We start from the raw sequence: 15912 nt of genomic DNA, 5'->3' as shown, positions 1-15912 counted from the left end.
GCGAAATCCATCGATGCCGTCGATGTAGTCCTTGACCGCTGTGATTTTGAACTGCGTAGAGTACTTGCCCATGAAAACACCCCAGAAAGTCAGATGGGTGTCCAACTTTTGGGGTGCAGATCAACCTGTAGGAGGGGGCTCTGCCCGCGATCGGCTGCGCAGCAGTCGTAAAATGTCAGCGTTTCAGAAATTTCTGTGAGCGCTTTGCGCTCAATCGCCAGCAGAGCTGCCTCCTACAGGTTGGTGTTTTTTTAATTCAATAAAATCAATAAGTTATTTTATGTTTGATGAGAGTGAGCCCGTGTTTGCTGCGCGACAGTGCTGACCTATGATAACCATGCCGCCAGCGGGCTGAGCAACAGGCCGGCGCCGGCCAGGCCAAGCACCCAGCGCGGGCGGTAAGGCATCAGAAACACCAGCAGCACGGCGCTTGCCATCAACACTGCACTCCACTTCACCAGGCCCATGGTCCAGCCTTCGGCGCCGACCGCTGCCCAGCTTGATCCCACCAGCAGCAACCAGCCCGTTGCCTTGAGCAGACGACGGCGGCGCAGGCTCGGCTTGCCGGCCAGCAGGTCGCTGTAATGACGTTCCATCGACAGGCACAACGCGGTGAAGCCGACATAGCACAGCAACGCAGGCAGCAACATCAGTTGGCCTCCTGTGCGGCAACCAGCTTGCGCGCAGGCTTGACCACGGCCGGCCTGTTGCGGAATTTCAGCGCCGCCCAGCCCAGAATCAGCCCGGTGCCCAGCGCGGTCAGGTCGAAGCCGATCAGCACCCAGTCACCTGCGCGCAAGGACTCGATCAGGTGTGCGCGGCTGGTGAGTAAATCCAGCAGCGGCAAGCCTGCAAACAGCAGCGCGGCAAAGCCCAGTTGTTCGCGCCAGGCGGTTTGCCCGTTACGCAACAGCGCATGCAGCACCGACAGACCCCAGAGGATGAAGAACGCATTCACTTCCCACTTCTCGCGCCCGGCCATGCTGGCCGGCAACAAGCGGTTGGCCCAGAACACCGCCGCTACGGCGATCATCAGCCCGGCCATGCTGGCGATGTTCAACACTTGTACCAGACGCAACTCGAACGGCAAGACGCCGGCCTTGGCGTGCTTGAGGGCGCGCTTGCCCAGCCACATCACCAGCCCGGTACCGATCACGGCGGTGCCGGCGATACCGAAGATGAAGTACAGCCAGCGCATCACCGGGCCGGCGAACTGGCCCATGTGCAAGTCGTAAAACGCCTCGGTGACCACCGACGGCACGCCTTTGTCCGGACCGCTGTCGGACTGCAACACGCCACTGGTGGCATCGAAGGTCAGGATATCGCCGCTGCGGCGGACCACACGGTCGTGGGTGTCGCGATAGATCACCACCGACGCGCTGGCATCACCCGGATTATTGATAATCAGCCGCCCGACACGGTTCTCGCCCCAACGCTGGTTAGCCACCTGCAAAAGTGAATCGAACGCGACCATGCCGGCGGGCACGTTCTGCGCCTTGGGGGTGACCGAGGCCGGGTACAGCTCATCGTAATAGGCCCGTGAATCGGTGCCGTAGGTGCTCAGAATGCTTGCCGGCATGACCATCGACATGAAAAACAGCAAGCTGCTGTAGGTGATCATCAGGTGGAATGGCAGCACCAGAATGCCCAGCGCGTTATGCCCGTCCAGCCAGGAGCGCTGGCCCTTGCCGGGGCGGAAGGTGAAGAACTCCTTGAAGATCTTCTTGTGCACAATGATCCCGGTGATCAGCCCGATGAACATCACCATAGCCGCCATGGTGGCCAGCCAGCGCCCCCACGGGTGCGGCATTTCCAGCTGGAAGTGGAAACGGTAGAAGAAGTCGCCACCACGGGTCTTGCGCGCCTGCACCTCGGCGCCGGTCTGTGCATCGAGGGTCTTGCGCTCGAACTTGCCGCGCTCGCCCGGCTTGCCCGGCATCATCGACATCACGCCCAGACCCGGCTCGCGCGCATCGGGCAGGTTGATGAACCAGCGCGTCGCGGTGGGCGCGCTGCGTTGCAGGTAATCCTGCGCCAGGCGCACGCTGTTGCCGGCGTTCAGGGTGTGCGCAGTGACTTCGGGGGTCATCCAGTGGGTGATTTCAGCCCTGAAGTACGACAGCGTGCCGGTCAGGAAAATCGCAAACAGCAACCAGCCGAAGATCAGCCCCAACCAGGTGTGCAGCCAGGCCATGGCTTGGCGAAAACCCTCTTTCATAGCAGCCACCGGTCACAGCCATAGACGGCGCCAAGGACTGCACATGGCAACAGCACGCCGCCCCATGCCCGCCAGGCCGTGCGGCAAGCGAAGCACCAGATGAACGCACCCAGGTACGCCAGGAACGACAGCATCATGCCGGTCAGCACCGCCTCGGCGCGTGGCAACGGCAACCAGCGGGTCAGGCATACACTGAACAGCGAAGCCAGCAGGTAACCGGCAAAGGTCGCCGCCAGAAAGCGCGAGGCCACGGCCAGACGATAGGCCACTGAAACGCCCGCCTGCCTGGCCTTGGGCACACGCGACGTGGCTTTTGGGGGAGTGCTGGTAACCGTGCCGTCCATCGGGAGACTCGCGACTGACAAGAGAATAGGGAGAAAAGCGCGGCCAATAGTAATGATAAATATTCTCACGCGCAAAAGAGTCTGCCAGAATCTGCGCCCTCTTCTCCTTCCGTCGTGGATCGCACACCGCCATGCCCACAGCCCAGCCTGCCGTGCACCCAAGCTTTGAAGGCCTGTATCAGGATCATCATTCCTGGCTGACCACGTGGTTGCGCCGGCGCCTGGGCTGCCCGGACAATGCCGCCGACCTGGCTCAGGACACCTTCGTCAAGGTGCTGCTGGCCCGTGATACGCCGCAACTGGTCGAGCCTCGGGCGTTCCTGACGACGATTGCCAAACGGGTGCTGAGCAACCATTACCGGCGCCAGGATCTGGAGCGTGCCTGGTATCAGGCACTGGCCGAACTGCCGGAGTGTGTGGCGCCGTCCGAAGAAGACCGGGCGATCATTTTCGAAACGCTGGTCGAGCTGGACCGTTTGCTCGATGGCTTGCCAATGGCGGTAAAGCGCGCTTTTTTGCTGTCGCAGGTCGATGGCCTGAGCCATGGCGAAATTGCCGCCCAACTGGGCATCTCCATCGCGACAGTCAAGCGTCACCTGAACAAGGCCGCGTTGCGTTGCTATTTCGCGCTGTGAGTCGATATTCATGAACAACAGCGAATCGCTGAACAAATCCGATATCGCCCCCGCCGTGGCGCGTCAGGCCGTGGCCTGGCTGATCGAAATGCAAGAAGGCGCACTCAGCGCTGCACGCCAGCAGGCCTGGCAGCAATGGCTTAACGGTCACAGTGAGCACCAGCGCGCCTGGGCGCATATCCAGCGGGTCAATCAGCGCCTGGGCGGTTTGTCTTCACCCTTGGCGCATGCTGCCCTGGGTGCGCCGAAATCGGCCGGCCGGCGTCACGCGCTCAAGCTGCTGGTGCTATTGGGGGTGGGCGGCACGCTGGGCTGGAGCCTGCGCGACGAGCAGGCCATGCAATCGTTGCTGGCCGACTACAGCAGCAAAGTGGGTGAACGCCGCAAGGTAGCGCTGAGCGACGGCAGCCAGTTGCAGCTCAATACCGCCAGCGCCGTAGACGTGCGTTACGACAGCGGCCAGCGGCTGATCCGCCTGTTGCAGGGTGAAATGCTGATGACGGCCGCTGCCGACTCACGCCCGCTGAACCTGCTGACCGGCGAAGGCCGGATTCAGGCGGGTAACGCGGCCAGCCGCTTCAATGTGCGTCAGTTCGAGGGGCGCACGCACCTGGCGCTGCTGGACGGCACGTTGCAACTGCAACCCACGGCGCACAGTGGCCCGGCGTTGCTGCTGCAAGCCCGTCAGCAGGTCAGTTTCGACCGCAATGCCTGGGGCCAGGTGCAGGCGCTGGACGCCAGCAACGGCGCGTGGGCCGACGGCATGCTGGTGGCCTCGCGCATGCGCCTGGCGGACTTTGTTCAAGAGCTGGGCCGCTACCGTCGTGGCCGGCTGAAATGCGATGACAAGGTGGCTGACCTGTTGATTTCCGGCAGTTATCCGCTGGCCGACAGCGAGCGGATTCTGGACATGCTGGAAGTAGCGTTGCCGGTGAAGGTGCAGCGCGTTACCCGCTATTGGGTGACGGTGCAGGCCAAGGCTTAGAAAAAATTTCAAATCCGGTGAGCCGTTTTTGATTGCTCGCGTGACAGACAGGGAAAGCACCTCTCAACCCCTTACGTCAAAGGACGTCCGAATGTCTGCTCGCCCTCTTCCACTGTCCCCGCTGGTGCGCACGCTGCGCCATGTCATCTTTGGTGCCGGCCTGTCGCTGGCCGGTCTGCCGCTGGCGTATGCCGACGCCCCGGCCAAGGCCTATCACATTGCCCCCAGCGAGCTGGAAGCAGCGCTGAATCAGTTTGGCCGTGAGTCGGGCGTGCTGATTTCCTATGGCTCGCAACTGACCCAGGGCTTGCGCAGCCGTGGCCTGCAAGGCCAGTTCACGCCCGAGCAGGGTCTTGCAGCATTGCTGGACGGCACCGGCTTGCAGGCGCAGGCCGATGGCCAGGACGGGTTTACCCTGCAACCGGTGGTGAACACAGCGGTCAATGCACCGATCGAGCTGGGTGCATCGAGCATCGTCGGCGACTGGCTGGGCGAGGCCAAGCAGGACAACGTCTTTGAACATGCCGGCGCCCGTGACGTGATCCGTCGTGAGGAGTTCGAGCGCGTCGGCGCCAGCAGCGCCCGCGAAGTGCTCAATCGTATTCCCGGCGTCAACGCGCCGGAAAACAATGGCACCGGTAGCCATGACATGGCGCTGAACTTCGGCATTCGCGGCCTCAACCCGCGCCTGGCATCGCGTTCCACGGTGCTGATGGACGGCATCCCGGTGCCCTTCGCGCCGTACGGCCAGCCGCAGTTGTCGCTGGCGCCGATCAGCCTTGGCAACATGGATGCGGTCGACGTGGTACGCGGCGGCGGCGCGGTGCGTTATGGCCCACAGAACGTCGGCGGCATCGTCAACTTCGTGACCCGCGCCATTCCCGATAAGCCGACGGTCAAGGGCAGCGTTCAGACCCAGGTCAGCCCGTCGTCCAGCCAGGACGGCTTCAAGACCACCGGTAATTTGCTGGCCGGCGGCACCGCCGACAACGGCCTGGGCGGCGCGATTCTGTACTCCGGCGTGCGTGGCGGCGACTGGCGCGAGCACAGCGACACGCAGATCGACGACCTGATTCTGAAGGGCAAATACCAGATCGACGAGGCCAATAGCCTCAATGCCATGGCCCAGTACTACGAGGGCGAAGCGGACATGCCCGGCGGCCTGAGCGTCGCGGCCTATAAGGAAGACCCGTACCAGTCCACGCGCCTGAAAGACAAGTTCTGGGGCCGCCGCACGCTGGCCAACTTCGGCTACCGCTACGAGCAGGATGCGCGCGTTTTCACCGCCAATACCTTCTTCACCAAGACCCTGCGCAGCGGCTATCTGGACCAGGGCACGTTCATGTCGCTGTCGCCACGCGAGTACTGGGTGCGAGGCCTGGAAACCCGTTTTTCGCAAGGTTTCGCGCTGGGCGAGAGCTGGCACGAAGTTGGCGTCGGCTACCGCTACATCAACGAGGCCGGCCACGAGCTGCGCTTTCGCGAGCCGCTGACTGGCGCCCTGCCGACCACCGCTAGCCGCAACGACCGCGACACCCGCGGCGCCACCGAAGCCAATGCGTTTTACCTCGACGACCGTATCGACATCGGCAAGTGGACCATCACGCCGGGCATTCGCTACGAGATGATCGACACCGCGCAGAACAACAACCTGACCAACGTCAAATACCAGGGCGACTACAACACCGCGCTGCCGGCGCTTAACGTGCTGTACCACCTGACCGACAGCTGGAACCTGTACGCCAACACCGAAGGCTCGTTCGGCAGCGTGCAGTACAGCCAGATGCCCAACCGCGTTGCTGGCGGCGAAGTCAAACCCGAGAAAGCCCGGACCTGGGAGCTGGGCACTCGCTATGACGACGGCGGCCTGCGTGCAGAAATCGGCGTGTTCCTGATCAACTTCGATAATCAGTACGAAAGCAACCAGACCAATGACAGCGTGATCGCTCGCGGCGAAACCCGTCATCAGGGCGTCGAGACCAGCATCAACTATGCGCTTGAAGGCCTGACGCCTGCGCTGGCGGGCTTCGATGTATACGCAAGCTATGCCTTCGTCGATGCAACCATCCGTGAAGACGGGCCGAACAAGGGCAACCGCGTGCCCTTCTCGTCGCGCCACAAGGGCACGCTGGGCGTGAGCTACACCGAAGGGCCATGGAAGCTCAATCTCGACAGTGCGTTCCAGAGCGACCAGTTTGCCGATAACGCCAACACCCGTGCCGAAAGCGCCGATGGCAGCACCGGCAAGATTCCGGGCTACATGCTGTTCGGCACCCGTGCGGCCTACGATTTCGGCCCGCAGTTGTCGGACCTGAATGTGGCGGTCGGGGTGAAGAATATTTTCAACCGCGAATACTTCACCCGCTCGTTCGACGACAACAACAAAGGTAAATATGTAGGCGAGCCACGCACCATTTATGTGCAGACCTCTGTCGCATTCTGAGGCAGGTAGTTAACCTCGTAGGAGCGGCTTTAGCCGCGAAGATGTGCATTTTTCTGGATTTTCGCGGCTGAAGCCGCTCCTGCGAACAGATGTGTGAATTTTTTAGTGCGAAATATTTCTTCCATAAGGGGGCTTGAAATATGAATCGTTTGGCGCCAACACTGTATTCGAGCGCAGACAAAAACGTATGACTGCTCAGGAGCCGTACGTGTCGCCTCGCACGAGCCAAGCCCTAGTAAGGATTAATTATGCAAATCCAGGTCAACAGCGATAACCACATCGAAAGCAGCATCCGACTGGAGAATTGGGTTCGTAGTACCCTTGAAAGCACGCTCGAACGTTATGACGATTACCTGACCCGCGTTGAAGTCCATCTGCGCGACGAAAACGGCGACAAAACCGGCCCCAACGATATTCGTTGCCAGCTTGAGGCCCGCCCTAAAGGGCACCAGCCAATTTCCGTGACCCACAAGGCCGACTCGCTCGAACTGGCCATCGACGGCGCCGCCGTCAAACTCGATCACGCCCTGGAGCACTTGCTGGGCAAGCTGCGTGACAAGCAACGCAATGTGGTCCTGACCCCGGACGAGATCGCGACAGAAAGCGCCGATGCGCTGCTGGAAGAAGAGTTTCTTGAAAAAGAGCAGGAGAAAGAAGTCGCTCGCCTCATCTGATCCACCTCTCTGATCGCTGACAAAAGCGGGCCTTGATGGCCCGCTTTTTTGTGCCTGCGTGTTTTTCAGGCGTTGGCCTGAAGCATGCATAGTTGTCCACGTCGCCACCGACACCAGAACAGTCGCTCATGTGCCACCGCAAAGTGAACCGAGGGACTACGCTGTATTGACCCAGGCATATCCGTGACCGCTTATCTGTCGTTGAGAACCAAAAGGATCAATACCCGGTCAACTTATGCAGACCCCATGAGCAGGTATTAATTTATGGACAATCCGGACAATCCTTTTCAGATGATCACTGACACGTTTCACCCCGACTACCGGGTGAACCTCAGTATTCAAGGGCTGGACGGCAGCATCATGCTGACGTTGTCCAACGACGACGGCGTGGTGGCCAAGCGGCTGATCAGCGCCGAGCAGCGCAACGAACCCAAGCGCTTGCGGCGCCTGATCGAAAGCGTGCAGTTCGGCATTGCCATCGAGCAGGGCCATAGCGCCATGAGCATCCTGGCGGCGATGACCGACAGCGACCGGATCAAACAACTGACCATCCCGGTGCAGCCGCACAACTGGCTGCGCAATCGTGCGAACCTCTCGGTCGGAATCTGAACCGACTGCTTGCCGCTTGACGAAAATGCCCCGCACCTGGCGGGGCATTTTGTTGTCCGGCTTTATTTATCCGTGACGTTGTCGCCCACATACTCGCCCGTCGAATCGATGGCCTTGCTCGACGGAAATTTGTACGAGGCATAGCGCACGGCAACGACCGACAGCGCCAGCAGAAAGATCCCGCCACACATGTACAGCAGGCCAACTTCGGGCGCCTTGTGGTGCGAGACATCGCCGATCAGGTAGCGGGTCAACGCGGTGATGGCGATGTACAGCAGAAAGCGGATCGGCAGATGGTTGGTCTTGAAATAGATCCCCACCATCGCACCCAGTTCGAGATAGATGAACAGCAGCAGAATGTCATCGATGCTGGCATGGCCCTTGTCGAGCATTTCCATGAACGCCATGACCGATGCCCAGGCCGTGACGCCGCCAATGGCAAACAGCCCCAGATAATGAAACCCTTCGACCAGCAGGTTCCCGATGGCGTTGGCGCCATCATGCATGCGCTTGCGGCTGTTGTTTGCCCACTTCATCTTCTATTTCCTCAAGAACCAATCAGGTATTGCGGCCAGCTTTGTAAAGCAGGATCAAGGCCAGATCCAGCTTCGTAGACGCGTCCCGTTGTCGCAAGGCACGTTTGACAGTGGAAAAGATCTGCATGAGCCACTATGCATAAGAGGCAAGAATGGCGTATGCTCGACACTGTATAAAAACACAGCTATCGTAATTCAATCTGAAAGGCTTGTGAGGTGGTGAATGGCCGTCGAAGTGGTATACCGCAGCAGCCGAGATCTGGAGCGTTTGTTCATGGATAAAGCCGAAGCTGATCGTCATGACAAAATGCTGGAACTCGCCGAGTTGCTTGGGTCCGTGTTGAAAAAAGCCGTACCGTCGCTGACGGAAGAGCAGCTTGAAGAAGCCGGCATCTATATGGCCAAGAACCGCGATGTGTTTGCCCGCGCGTTCAAGAGCCAGCCGGACGCGTTGAACGAGCTGATCAATGGTGCCGAAGCCGAGTGACGGTTTCGCGACATTGAGCAAAGGACCCGTAAGCAAGGGCAGCGCCCTGCTGACGGGTCAGGCTGCAAGCCGCTGTATCAAAGTGTACGCAGGCTGTTCAGCAGTGTGTCGAGGCTCGCAAAGAGCCCATTGGCACTCACCAGGCGCGTTTCATTACCGCGGCTGACCACCAGTGCCGGCACACCATTGGCGCCCAGGCTTTCCATTACTGCGCGACTTTTCGCAAGGCGTGCATCGTTCAGTGCCAGCAGCGTTTCGCTCTGGGCACAAAATACATCCGCCGCTTGCTTGAGCCCGATATCGTCAAGCGTCTGCGCGAGAATATCCTTGTCAGTGATATCCAGTCCCTTGATGTAGCGCGCCTGCTGAATAGCTTTCAAGGCCGCCAGTTCCAGCGTTGGCGCCGTGGCAGCCACAGCGGTCAATGCACGTGTGGCGGGGCCGGAATCGAACAGTGTGGCGTGGTCAGCGAGCACCTTGTTCTGGTAATCCTCGGTAAAACGCTGCCCGGTAAGGCGCTCGATACGCTGGTCGTTCGACCAGGCGTACTCGGCAAAGCTCTTGTTCATTGCCCGAGCATTGCGGTCTGCAAACAATCCGGTCGGCCAGAGTTCTACCGCAAACTCCTGCAGGCTGACCAGTTGCTCAAGCACCGGCGATGCGCCGTAGCACCAGCCGCACAGTGGGTCAAAAAGGTAGGCGATGCGCAAAGGATTCATCCTGTCATTCGTGGATAGACCGAAAGACTAATCGAGATAAATGCACAGAAAAACGCCGAATTACGCTCAGGTTTGTTTCTGGAATAGCACCAATAAAGGCCAGCCGTGGCACGGCTGGCCTTGTCCGAACTTACTCGGGCTTCTCGAGTGCCTGCACCAGCGCCTTGAAAAACCGAGCCGCCTCACCGCCCGTCACCGCCCGATGATCGAAGGTCAATGACAACGGCAAAACCGGATGAACCACGACTTCGCCGTTGACCGCCACCGGCTCATCGCGAATGCCACCGGCGCCGAGAATCGCCACTTGCGGTGGCACCACCACCGGATTGGCGTAGCGCCCGAACAGCGTGCCGAAGTTCGACAGGGTAATGGTGGCACCCATCATTTCCTGCGGTGGAATCGAACGCGCCTTAACATCATTGCGCAAGCGGCTTAGCCCGTCTTTCAGATCCTGCGCACTACGGCCGCCCACATCACGCAGCACCGGGACGAATAAACCGTCCGGGGTGTCCACGGCAATCCCCAGATCCAGCCGTTCGTGTTGACGAATCGACAGCGATTTACCCTCGAACCAACTGTTGAGCACCGGCTCGACCTTGCACGCCTCGGCCATGGCCTTGCCGATACGAATCAGCGGGTCGCGGGCCTGCCCCCAGGCATGCAGGTCGGCGTCGGCAAACAAGGTGACGGGCACCACCTCGGCATGCGAGCGGGCCATATTGATCGCCATGCTGCGCCGCACGCCGCGCAGTTTCTGGCCGCCAAAGCGGTCTCGTTCGGCCTGGGCTGCACCCTCCACATCGTTGCGGGTGATCAGCCCGTCATTGCCCGAGCCGGTCAGGCCATTGAGTTCGACCCCCAGTTGCCGGGCCAGCTGGCGCACCGCAGGCGTGGCACGGGCGGCCAGGTGCTCACGGGTCGAAGGCGCGGCACCGACGAAGAATTGATCTTCATGGCTGCCGCCGCCTTCCAGTTTGCCAACGACGGTGCCGTTGTCGCCCTCGCCTTCGAAGGCAATCAGCGGTTCGCCCACATGCAGAATCTCGCCATCGGCGCCAAACAGCCTGGCCACCACCCCATCATAAGGCGCCGGAATATCGACCAGCGCCTTGGCGGTTTCGACCGACACCAGCAGTTGATCGGCCTTGACGCTGTCGCCGGCCTTGACGTGCCACTGCACCACTTCAGCTTCTTGCAAACCTTCGCCCAGGTCGGGCAATTTGAAAAATTTCATCGCAACCTCCTCGGGTCTCAGGCGTAGTCCAGCGCGGTATCGCAGGCATGCAGAATGTCTTCGACGCCCGGCATATACAGCTGCTCCAGCCGGTACAGGGGCGGCGGGATATCGGGTGCGGTGACACGCTGAATCGGCGCCTGCAGGTCGAGCAAGGCGCGCTCGTACAGGCTGGCGGCGATTTCTGCGCCCACGCCACACGAGCGCGGCGCTTCATGAACGATCACGCAGCGCCCGGTCTTGCGCACCGAGGCTTCGAGGGTGTCCAGGTCCAGCGGCTTGATGCAGGCCACATCGATGACTTCCGCCGACACCCCGCGCTCGGCCAGCGCCTGCGCCGCCTGCAGGGTTTCATGCACGCTGGCGCCCCAGCTCACCAGCGTGATATCGCTGCCTTCACGCAGGGTGAAACACGTGTCCAGCGGCAAGCGCTTGCCATCGTCGACAAGCGGTTGCGGGTTCATGCGATACAACCGGGTCGGCTCCAGAAAAATCACCGGATCGGGATCGTCGATACTGGCCAGCAGCAACCCGTACGCCCGGGCCGGCGATGACGGGATCACCACGCGCAAGCCGGGAATATGCGCAAACAGCGCTTCGGTGCTTTCACTGTGATGTTCAGGCGCACGAATGCCGGCGCCCATCGGCGCGCGCAACACCATCGGGCAGCTCAGGCGGCCACGGGTGCGGTTGCGCAGGCGGCTGGCATGCGACACCAGGTGTTCCATGGCGGCATAGATAAAACCCAGAAACTGGATCTCCATTACCGGTTTCAGGCCTTGTGCAGCCATGCCGACTGCCAGCCCGCCGAGCATGGTTTCGGCCAGCGGCGAGTCGATCACGCGCTTGAAACCAAAGCTGTCACGCAGCCCCTGGGTGGCACGAAACACCCCACCATTGACGCCGACATCCTCACCCAGCACCACCACGTTTTCATCTTCGGTCATGGCCCGGTGCAGGGCCATGTTGACCGCTTCGAGCAAGGTGATCTTTTCATTGTTCATGCTGTTCGCCCCCCTCACGCCGTGCGACCCGCTCCATAAACCACTCGCGCTGTTCGGCCAGTGCCGCAGGCCATTGCGCATAGACATGGTCCATGGCCGACTCGGGCGGTTGCGCAGCGCGGCTTTCATAAGCGTTGACGGCGTCTTGCACCAAGGCCTGGCATTCGGCAATCAGCGCCTGCTCACGGCCCTCATCCCAGATGCCCTGCCCGGCCATGAAGCTTTGCAGGCGTTTGATCGGCTCTTCCTGCCAGGCCTGCCGGACCTCTTCGGCCGAGCGATAGCGGGTCGCGTCATCAGCGGTGGTGTGGTCGCCAAGTCGATAGCTCAGGCACTCCAGTAACACCGGCCCCTTGCCTTTGCGGGCACGGTCAAGGGCGATGCGCATCCGGTCGTAGACAGCGATGATGTCGTTGCCGTCGACCTGTTCACCGTGAAACCCGGCGCCAATGGCTTTTTGCGCCAGCGTTGGCGCACCGCACTGAATCCGCCGGGGCACGGAAATCGCCCACTGGTTGTTGTTGATCACGAACACCACCGGCAATTGCCAGGCACCGGCGACATTCAACGCCTCAAGAAAGTCGCCCTTGCTGGTCGCGCCATCACCACAGGTAGTGACCGCCACCCGATGCTCGCCGCGCACTTTAAAAGCACTGGCCACGCCACAGGCATGCAATGACTGGGTTGCAATCGGTACACATAAAGGGAAGTCCTGCGCAACGGCAGGCTCCGCGTATGCGCTGCCGCGCTCGTCGCCGCCCCAATACAGCAGAATCTCGTCCATGCGTACCCCGCGCATCAGTTGCACGGCAGTGTCGCGGTAGTACGGCACCAGCACGTCTTCGGCCTGCATCAGGCTGCCAATGGCCACGCCGATGGCCTCCTGGCCCAGGGTTGGGGCGAAGGTGCCGATGCGGCCGGTGCGTTGCAGGGCGACGGTTTTCTGGTCAAACAGGCGGGTCAGTACCATCTGCCGATACAGCCTTGTCAGCAGGTTGAAGTCGTCAGCCCAGGCGGGCAGCGGTGCGATGAGGTGGCCGTCGGGGGCCAGATAACGGGTGTACGCAAGCTCATTGTTGTTATTGGACATTGCCTACTCCTGCCACGCAGAGGCTGCGTGGTACGCATGGTTCGCAGCTTGTGGCTGCATGGAACCGTCGGGCAGCACCGGGTAATGGTGCGTTGGCCGACACTCGAAAGGCTCATGGTATTGAGCATGAACCTTCCACAATCGTAGCCCGAATCGGAAAATATGCGCGGCCGGCGTGGCTGGTGCGTCCAGTGCTGGACGAAACCCGGCCAGAGGGCTACAACAGGTTTGAAACAAGGAAAGAGCGGGAGGAGATCATGACTCCACGTCAACAGTGCCTGGCCTGCCTGCAACGCACGCCCATCGCGGTATTTGAAGCGGCGCTATGGATCAGTGCCGAGCACGACTCCGGTTTTACACCACCACAGATCCTCGAAGACATGGACCGGCTGCAACGCCAGATCAACGCGCTGCTGCCCGCGCTGCCGGTCACCGAACTGGCCCAGCCGCTGCTGCGCGAGTTCATCAACCTGGGCTTTCAGCGTGACGAGTGGAACCCGCCCAAGCCAGAATCCGCCCTGCTGCACAAAATCGTTCAACGCCGCCGGGGCCAGCCGTTGGGCCTTGCGCTGGTGGCCATGGAAATCGCCCGGCGCCTGGGCATTCCCATGGAGGGCGTGAATTTTCCGGGGCATTTCCTGCTGCGCGTACCCGGCGCCGATCATGTACTTGACCCATGCAGCGGCCGCCGCCTATACCCCAAGGACTGCCGCGAGCTGCTGGTGCGCCAGTACGGCCCGGACATGACCTTGCGCGCCGAACACATGCTCCGTGCCAGCCCCTTGAGCCTGTTACAGCGCATGTCACGTAACCTGCGCCATCTGCACCAGATCAACGATGACTTTCTCTCGGCCCTCAAGGACGCCAACCGCATCGTCGAACTCGGCGAAGCGACCAGCAGTGACCACATGGCCCGCGCCAGCCTCTACGAAACCCTCGACTGTCCGCAGGCCGAACGCTTCGACCTCGAACACGCCCTGCTGCTCAGCGACGACCCGCTGCAGCGCTTGAGGCTGGCCGCGCGACTGAGCCAACTACCCGGCAGCCGCGCACTGCACTAGCGTTATTGAATGCCATCTCTTTGCGCGGCCTTGCTCTTCTGCATTTCATAGCTGTCGCCTGAACTGGCGAAAGCCTGCAGATTCTGGATGACATGAATGGCGCGCACGTAATCGGGCATCAAGGTCTGCGCATACGGGTCGCCCCACGCGGTTTTCTCTCTCATGATCACGATCTGATTGGCCAGAAATTCCAGCGCATTGATCGGCTCATCGGCATTGATGACCTTACCGGCCTTGTCGAACTCCGCGCCGGCACGGTTCATCAGGTCAGCGGTTAAATTATCAATGAAGCCGCTCTTGTACAGCAGTGTGCCCGCCTTGCTGAGTTCCCTGGGTGTGATGTGTTCGGGGTCGAAGCCCTTGAACAGTTTTTTCATGTTGCTCTTTTCCATCGCCAGCGAATTGAGCGCAATGGCATTTTCGCCCACTTCACTGAGCACCTGAAATGCCTGCGCACTGGTGGGGCTGACCGTACTTTTCTTTGTTATTGATGAAGGCCTGATGGTAAACGGCGGAAGGTCGCCCCAGATGGGTTTGGACATGGTGAGTACTCCTGAAGAGTGCGGTGATGACTTCAGCACTATCGGAGTTTTCGAGGATTAATTAAGGGTGAAATTAAAAACCATACAAGACCTACAAGGCGAAAAGAAAAGTCCTACATAATCTTCAGGTAGCACTGCAGGACAGAAATGTGCTTAAAGCTTTATTAGTCGGTTAAAAACATTGATCGACCTAACCTCAAAAAACAACAAGAACGAAAGGAAACATAGCATGAAAGCACTCATTCTTACATTTGCACTGGCATTTAGCCTTGCAGGTTTTAATCAACCAGCATTGGCCAATCCGCTATCCTGCCTGCAGGTCACTCAAACCATTTACGAAAGCATGGCTCAGCCGGGTGAGTACAAGGTTGTTTATGGGCCTTATACCGCGCACTGCGCAACACCATCGCACCGGATCGAGCTGCGCACCCGAAGAGGGATGCGCTTGCCAGTGACCATTGAGAAGCTGCAAGACGGCGTATGGAAAACTGTGATATCCAAACAACTGGATCCCTCTTCACAACTGGGAACAGGCACCTTCCGGGTCGTTCTGGACTGGATTGAGGAAGACAAACCAACTCATTACAGAGGAACGGTGAAAATGCCCTTGTAAATGATCGCATGAGATGTCCGGCTTCCTCTTACAAACCCGGACACTCATTAAAAAACGCTCAAACATGTACATCTACAAAATCAGGATGAAAGCGCTTCGATTTATCCTCCAGCGCCAACATGACTGTCAGTGCCAGCTCAAATTTTACCAGGCCATCTCGTGCATAACCGTGCCCCTCGCTGATTTCTTTCTTTAGAAAATCCAGATTCATATGCAGCCAGGCAATGGCATTTACTTTTTTGTCCTTGTTGATTTGCATGCCATTCCGATCAAACTCTACGCCGGCATAATCCAGCCCAGAACGGGTCGCCGAGTCGACAATGCCAAGATCCAGAAGGAGCAGGCCGATTGTTTTCATTTCGTTGAAACTCGTATTACGGGGGTCGAAGTCAGCCAGATCAAGCTCAAACCCCGACAACTTGACATCATTCGGAATATTTTCATCTGCCCAGAATTGCCTAAGCTTCTGCATGACCGCCTCTTCGTCCGATTTATACCCCGACTCGGTTCTAAACGCCGGATCCGGCCTGGCCGTGTAATGCGCCAGCCGATCGTTGATTCTGATAAATGCATCTTCCATTTTTTGTCTCCACGACGAGTTAATTTCGGCATTCTATCGGATGACATTGCGGGTACTTGATAGAGCAAAGCACGACTGCTTCAACATTTAAGAAAAAGCCGAAAATTCCTACACCCATCTCAGAGCGCGGACTACAGA

General features: G+C 59.6%; 18 protein-coding genes. 8 read left to right on the top strand and 10 right to left on the bottom strand.

Translation table 11 applies throughout. The features are described from left to right. Positions 1-326 precede the first annotated feature (326 nt). From ACYP2A_RS21640 to ACYP2A_RS21630, 3 genes are read right to left on the bottom strand one after another with little or no spacing between them, the layout of a single operon-like run. Entirely contained in the window at positions 327-650 is a 324-nt protein-coding gene (locus ACYP2A_RS21640) for a DUF3325 domain-containing protein (RefSeq protein WP_459747945.1), read from the bottom strand. Continuing rightward, entirely contained in the window at positions 650-2218 is a 1569-nt protein-coding gene (locus ACYP2A_RS21635; RefSeq protein ID WP_459747944.1) for a PepSY-associated TM helix domain-containing protein, read from the bottom strand. Before ACYP2A_RS21635 ends, ACYP2A_RS21640 begins: the two co-directional genes overlap by 1 nt. Then, positions 2215-2562, bottom strand: coding sequence for a DUF3649 domain-containing protein (locus tag ACYP2A_RS21630; protein ID WP_459747943.1), 348 nt, complete (start codon positions 2560-2562; stop codon positions 2215-2217). The genes ACYP2A_RS21635 and ACYP2A_RS21630 overlap by 4 nt, the downstream gene beginning before the upstream one ends. Before the next feature lie 131 nt (positions 2563-2693). On the opposite strand from ACYP2A_RS21630, the gene ACYP2A_RS21625 reads away from it, so the two are divergent. The 5 genes from ACYP2A_RS21625 (at position 2694) to ACYP2A_RS21605 (ending at position 7908) form a co-directional block, all read left to right on the top strand. After that, entirely contained in the window at positions 2694-3197 is a 504-nt protein-coding gene (locus ACYP2A_RS21625; RefSeq protein ID WP_459747942.1) for a sigma-70 family RNA polymerase sigma factor, read from the top strand. Positions 3198-3207: 10 nt separating this feature from the next. Beyond that, positions 3208-4182 carry a FecR domain-containing protein gene (locus ACYP2A_RS21620; RefSeq protein WP_459747941.1) on the top strand — a complete coding sequence of 325 codons (975 nt, stop codon included), beginning with the start codon at positions 3208-3210 and terminating at the stop codon, positions 4180-4182. Positions 4183-4273: 91 nt separating this feature from the next. Then, positions 4274-6625 carry a TonB-dependent Fe(3+) dicitrate receptor FecA gene (gene fecA, locus ACYP2A_RS21615; protein ID WP_459747940.1) on the top strand — a complete coding sequence of 784 codons (2352 nt, stop codon included), beginning with the start codon at positions 4274-4276 and terminating at the stop codon, positions 6623-6625. A 248-nt stretch (positions 6626-6873) separates the two neighbouring features. Further along, positions 6874-7299 (top strand): HPF/RaiA family ribosome-associated protein, encoded by a 426-nt coding sequence (locus tag ACYP2A_RS21610; RefSeq protein WP_459747939.1) that lies wholly within the window; start codon positions 6874-6876, stop codon positions 7297-7299. A gap of 264 nt (positions 7300-7563) precedes the next feature. Further along, positions 7564-7908 (top strand): DUF3509 domain-containing protein, encoded by a 345-nt coding sequence (locus ACYP2A_RS21605; RefSeq protein ID WP_459747937.1) that lies wholly within the window; start codon positions 7564-7566, stop codon positions 7906-7908. A gap of 62 nt (positions 7909-7970) precedes the next feature. Here the strand turns inward: ACYP2A_RS21605 and ACYP2A_RS21600 are convergent, their stop codons facing one another. Next, the gene (locus tag ACYP2A_RS21600; RefSeq protein ID WP_459747936.1) at positions 7971-8444 is read right to left on the bottom strand and encodes a phosphate-starvation-inducible protein PsiE; all 474 of its coding nucleotides are present in this window, start codon (positions 8442-8444) and stop codon (positions 7971-7973) included. A 223-nt stretch (positions 8445-8667) separates the two neighbouring features. On the opposite strand from ACYP2A_RS21600, the gene ACYP2A_RS21595 reads away from it, so the two are divergent. Then, positions 8668-8931 carry a YebG family protein gene (locus ACYP2A_RS21595; RefSeq protein WP_459747935.1) on the top strand — a complete coding sequence of 88 codons (264 nt, stop codon included), beginning with the start codon at positions 8668-8670 and terminating at the stop codon, positions 8929-8931. A 77-nt stretch (positions 8932-9008) separates the two neighbouring features. Here the strand turns inward: ACYP2A_RS21595 and ACYP2A_RS21590 are convergent, their stop codons facing one another. The 4 genes from ACYP2A_RS21590 to pdhA form a co-directional block, all read right to left on the bottom strand. Continuing rightward, entirely contained in the window at positions 9009-9650 is a 642-nt protein-coding gene (locus ACYP2A_RS21590) for a DsbA family protein (protein ID WP_459747934.1), read from the bottom strand. 130 nt (positions 9651-9780) lie between these two features. Continuing rightward, on the bottom strand, positions 9781-10884 hold the full coding sequence (locus tag ACYP2A_RS21585; RefSeq protein ID WP_459747933.1) for a dihydrolipoamide acetyltransferase family protein: 1104 nt from the start codon (positions 10882-10884) through the stop codon (positions 9781-9783). A 17-nt stretch (positions 10885-10901) separates the two neighbouring features. Then, complete coding sequence (locus tag ACYP2A_RS21580; RefSeq protein WP_459747932.1) at positions 10902-11888, bottom strand: alpha-ketoacid dehydrogenase subunit beta; 987 nt, start codon at positions 11886-11888, stop codon at positions 10902-10904. After that, entirely contained in the window at positions 11878-12978 is a 1101-nt protein-coding gene (gene pdhA, locus ACYP2A_RS21575) for a pyruvate dehydrogenase (acetyl-transferring) E1 component subunit alpha (protein ID WP_459747931.1), read from the bottom strand. The genes ACYP2A_RS21580 and pdhA overlap by 11 nt, the downstream gene beginning before the upstream one ends. Positions 12979-13235: 257 nt before the next feature. Between pdhA and ACYP2A_RS21570 the strand changes: the two genes are divergently transcribed. Then, on the top strand, positions 13236-14039 hold the full coding sequence (locus tag ACYP2A_RS21570) for a SirB1 family protein (protein ID WP_459747930.1): 804 nt from the start codon (positions 13236-13238) through the stop codon (positions 14037-14039). 2 nt (positions 14040-14041) lie between these two features. Here the strand turns inward: ACYP2A_RS21570 and ACYP2A_RS21565 are convergent, their stop codons facing one another. Then, positions 14042-14581, bottom strand: coding sequence for a hypothetical protein (locus ACYP2A_RS21565; RefSeq protein ID WP_459747955.1), 540 nt, complete (start codon positions 14579-14581; stop codon positions 14042-14044). Between the two features lie 229 nt (positions 14582-14810). Here ACYP2A_RS21565 and ACYP2A_RS21560 point away from each other — a divergent pair, with 229 nt between their 5' ends. Then, positions 14811-15194, top strand: a complete 384-nt coding sequence (locus tag ACYP2A_RS21560; protein ID WP_459747929.1) for a hypothetical protein — start codon at positions 14811-14813, stop codon at positions 15192-15194. Between the two features lie 58 nt (positions 15195-15252). Here the strand turns inward: ACYP2A_RS21560 and ACYP2A_RS21555 are convergent, their stop codons facing one another. Beyond that, positions 15253-15774 (bottom strand): hypothetical protein, encoded by a 522-nt coding sequence (locus ACYP2A_RS21555; RefSeq protein ID WP_459747927.1) that lies wholly within the window; start codon positions 15772-15774, stop codon positions 15253-15255. Positions 15775-15912: the final 138 nt, after the last annotated feature.

The sequence above is a fragment of the Pseudomonas sp. 3A(2025) genome (assembly GCF_054589175.1).
The sequence above is the reverse complement of the archived record's forward strand: the minus strand, read 5'-3'. Positions and strand labels throughout refer to the sequence as shown.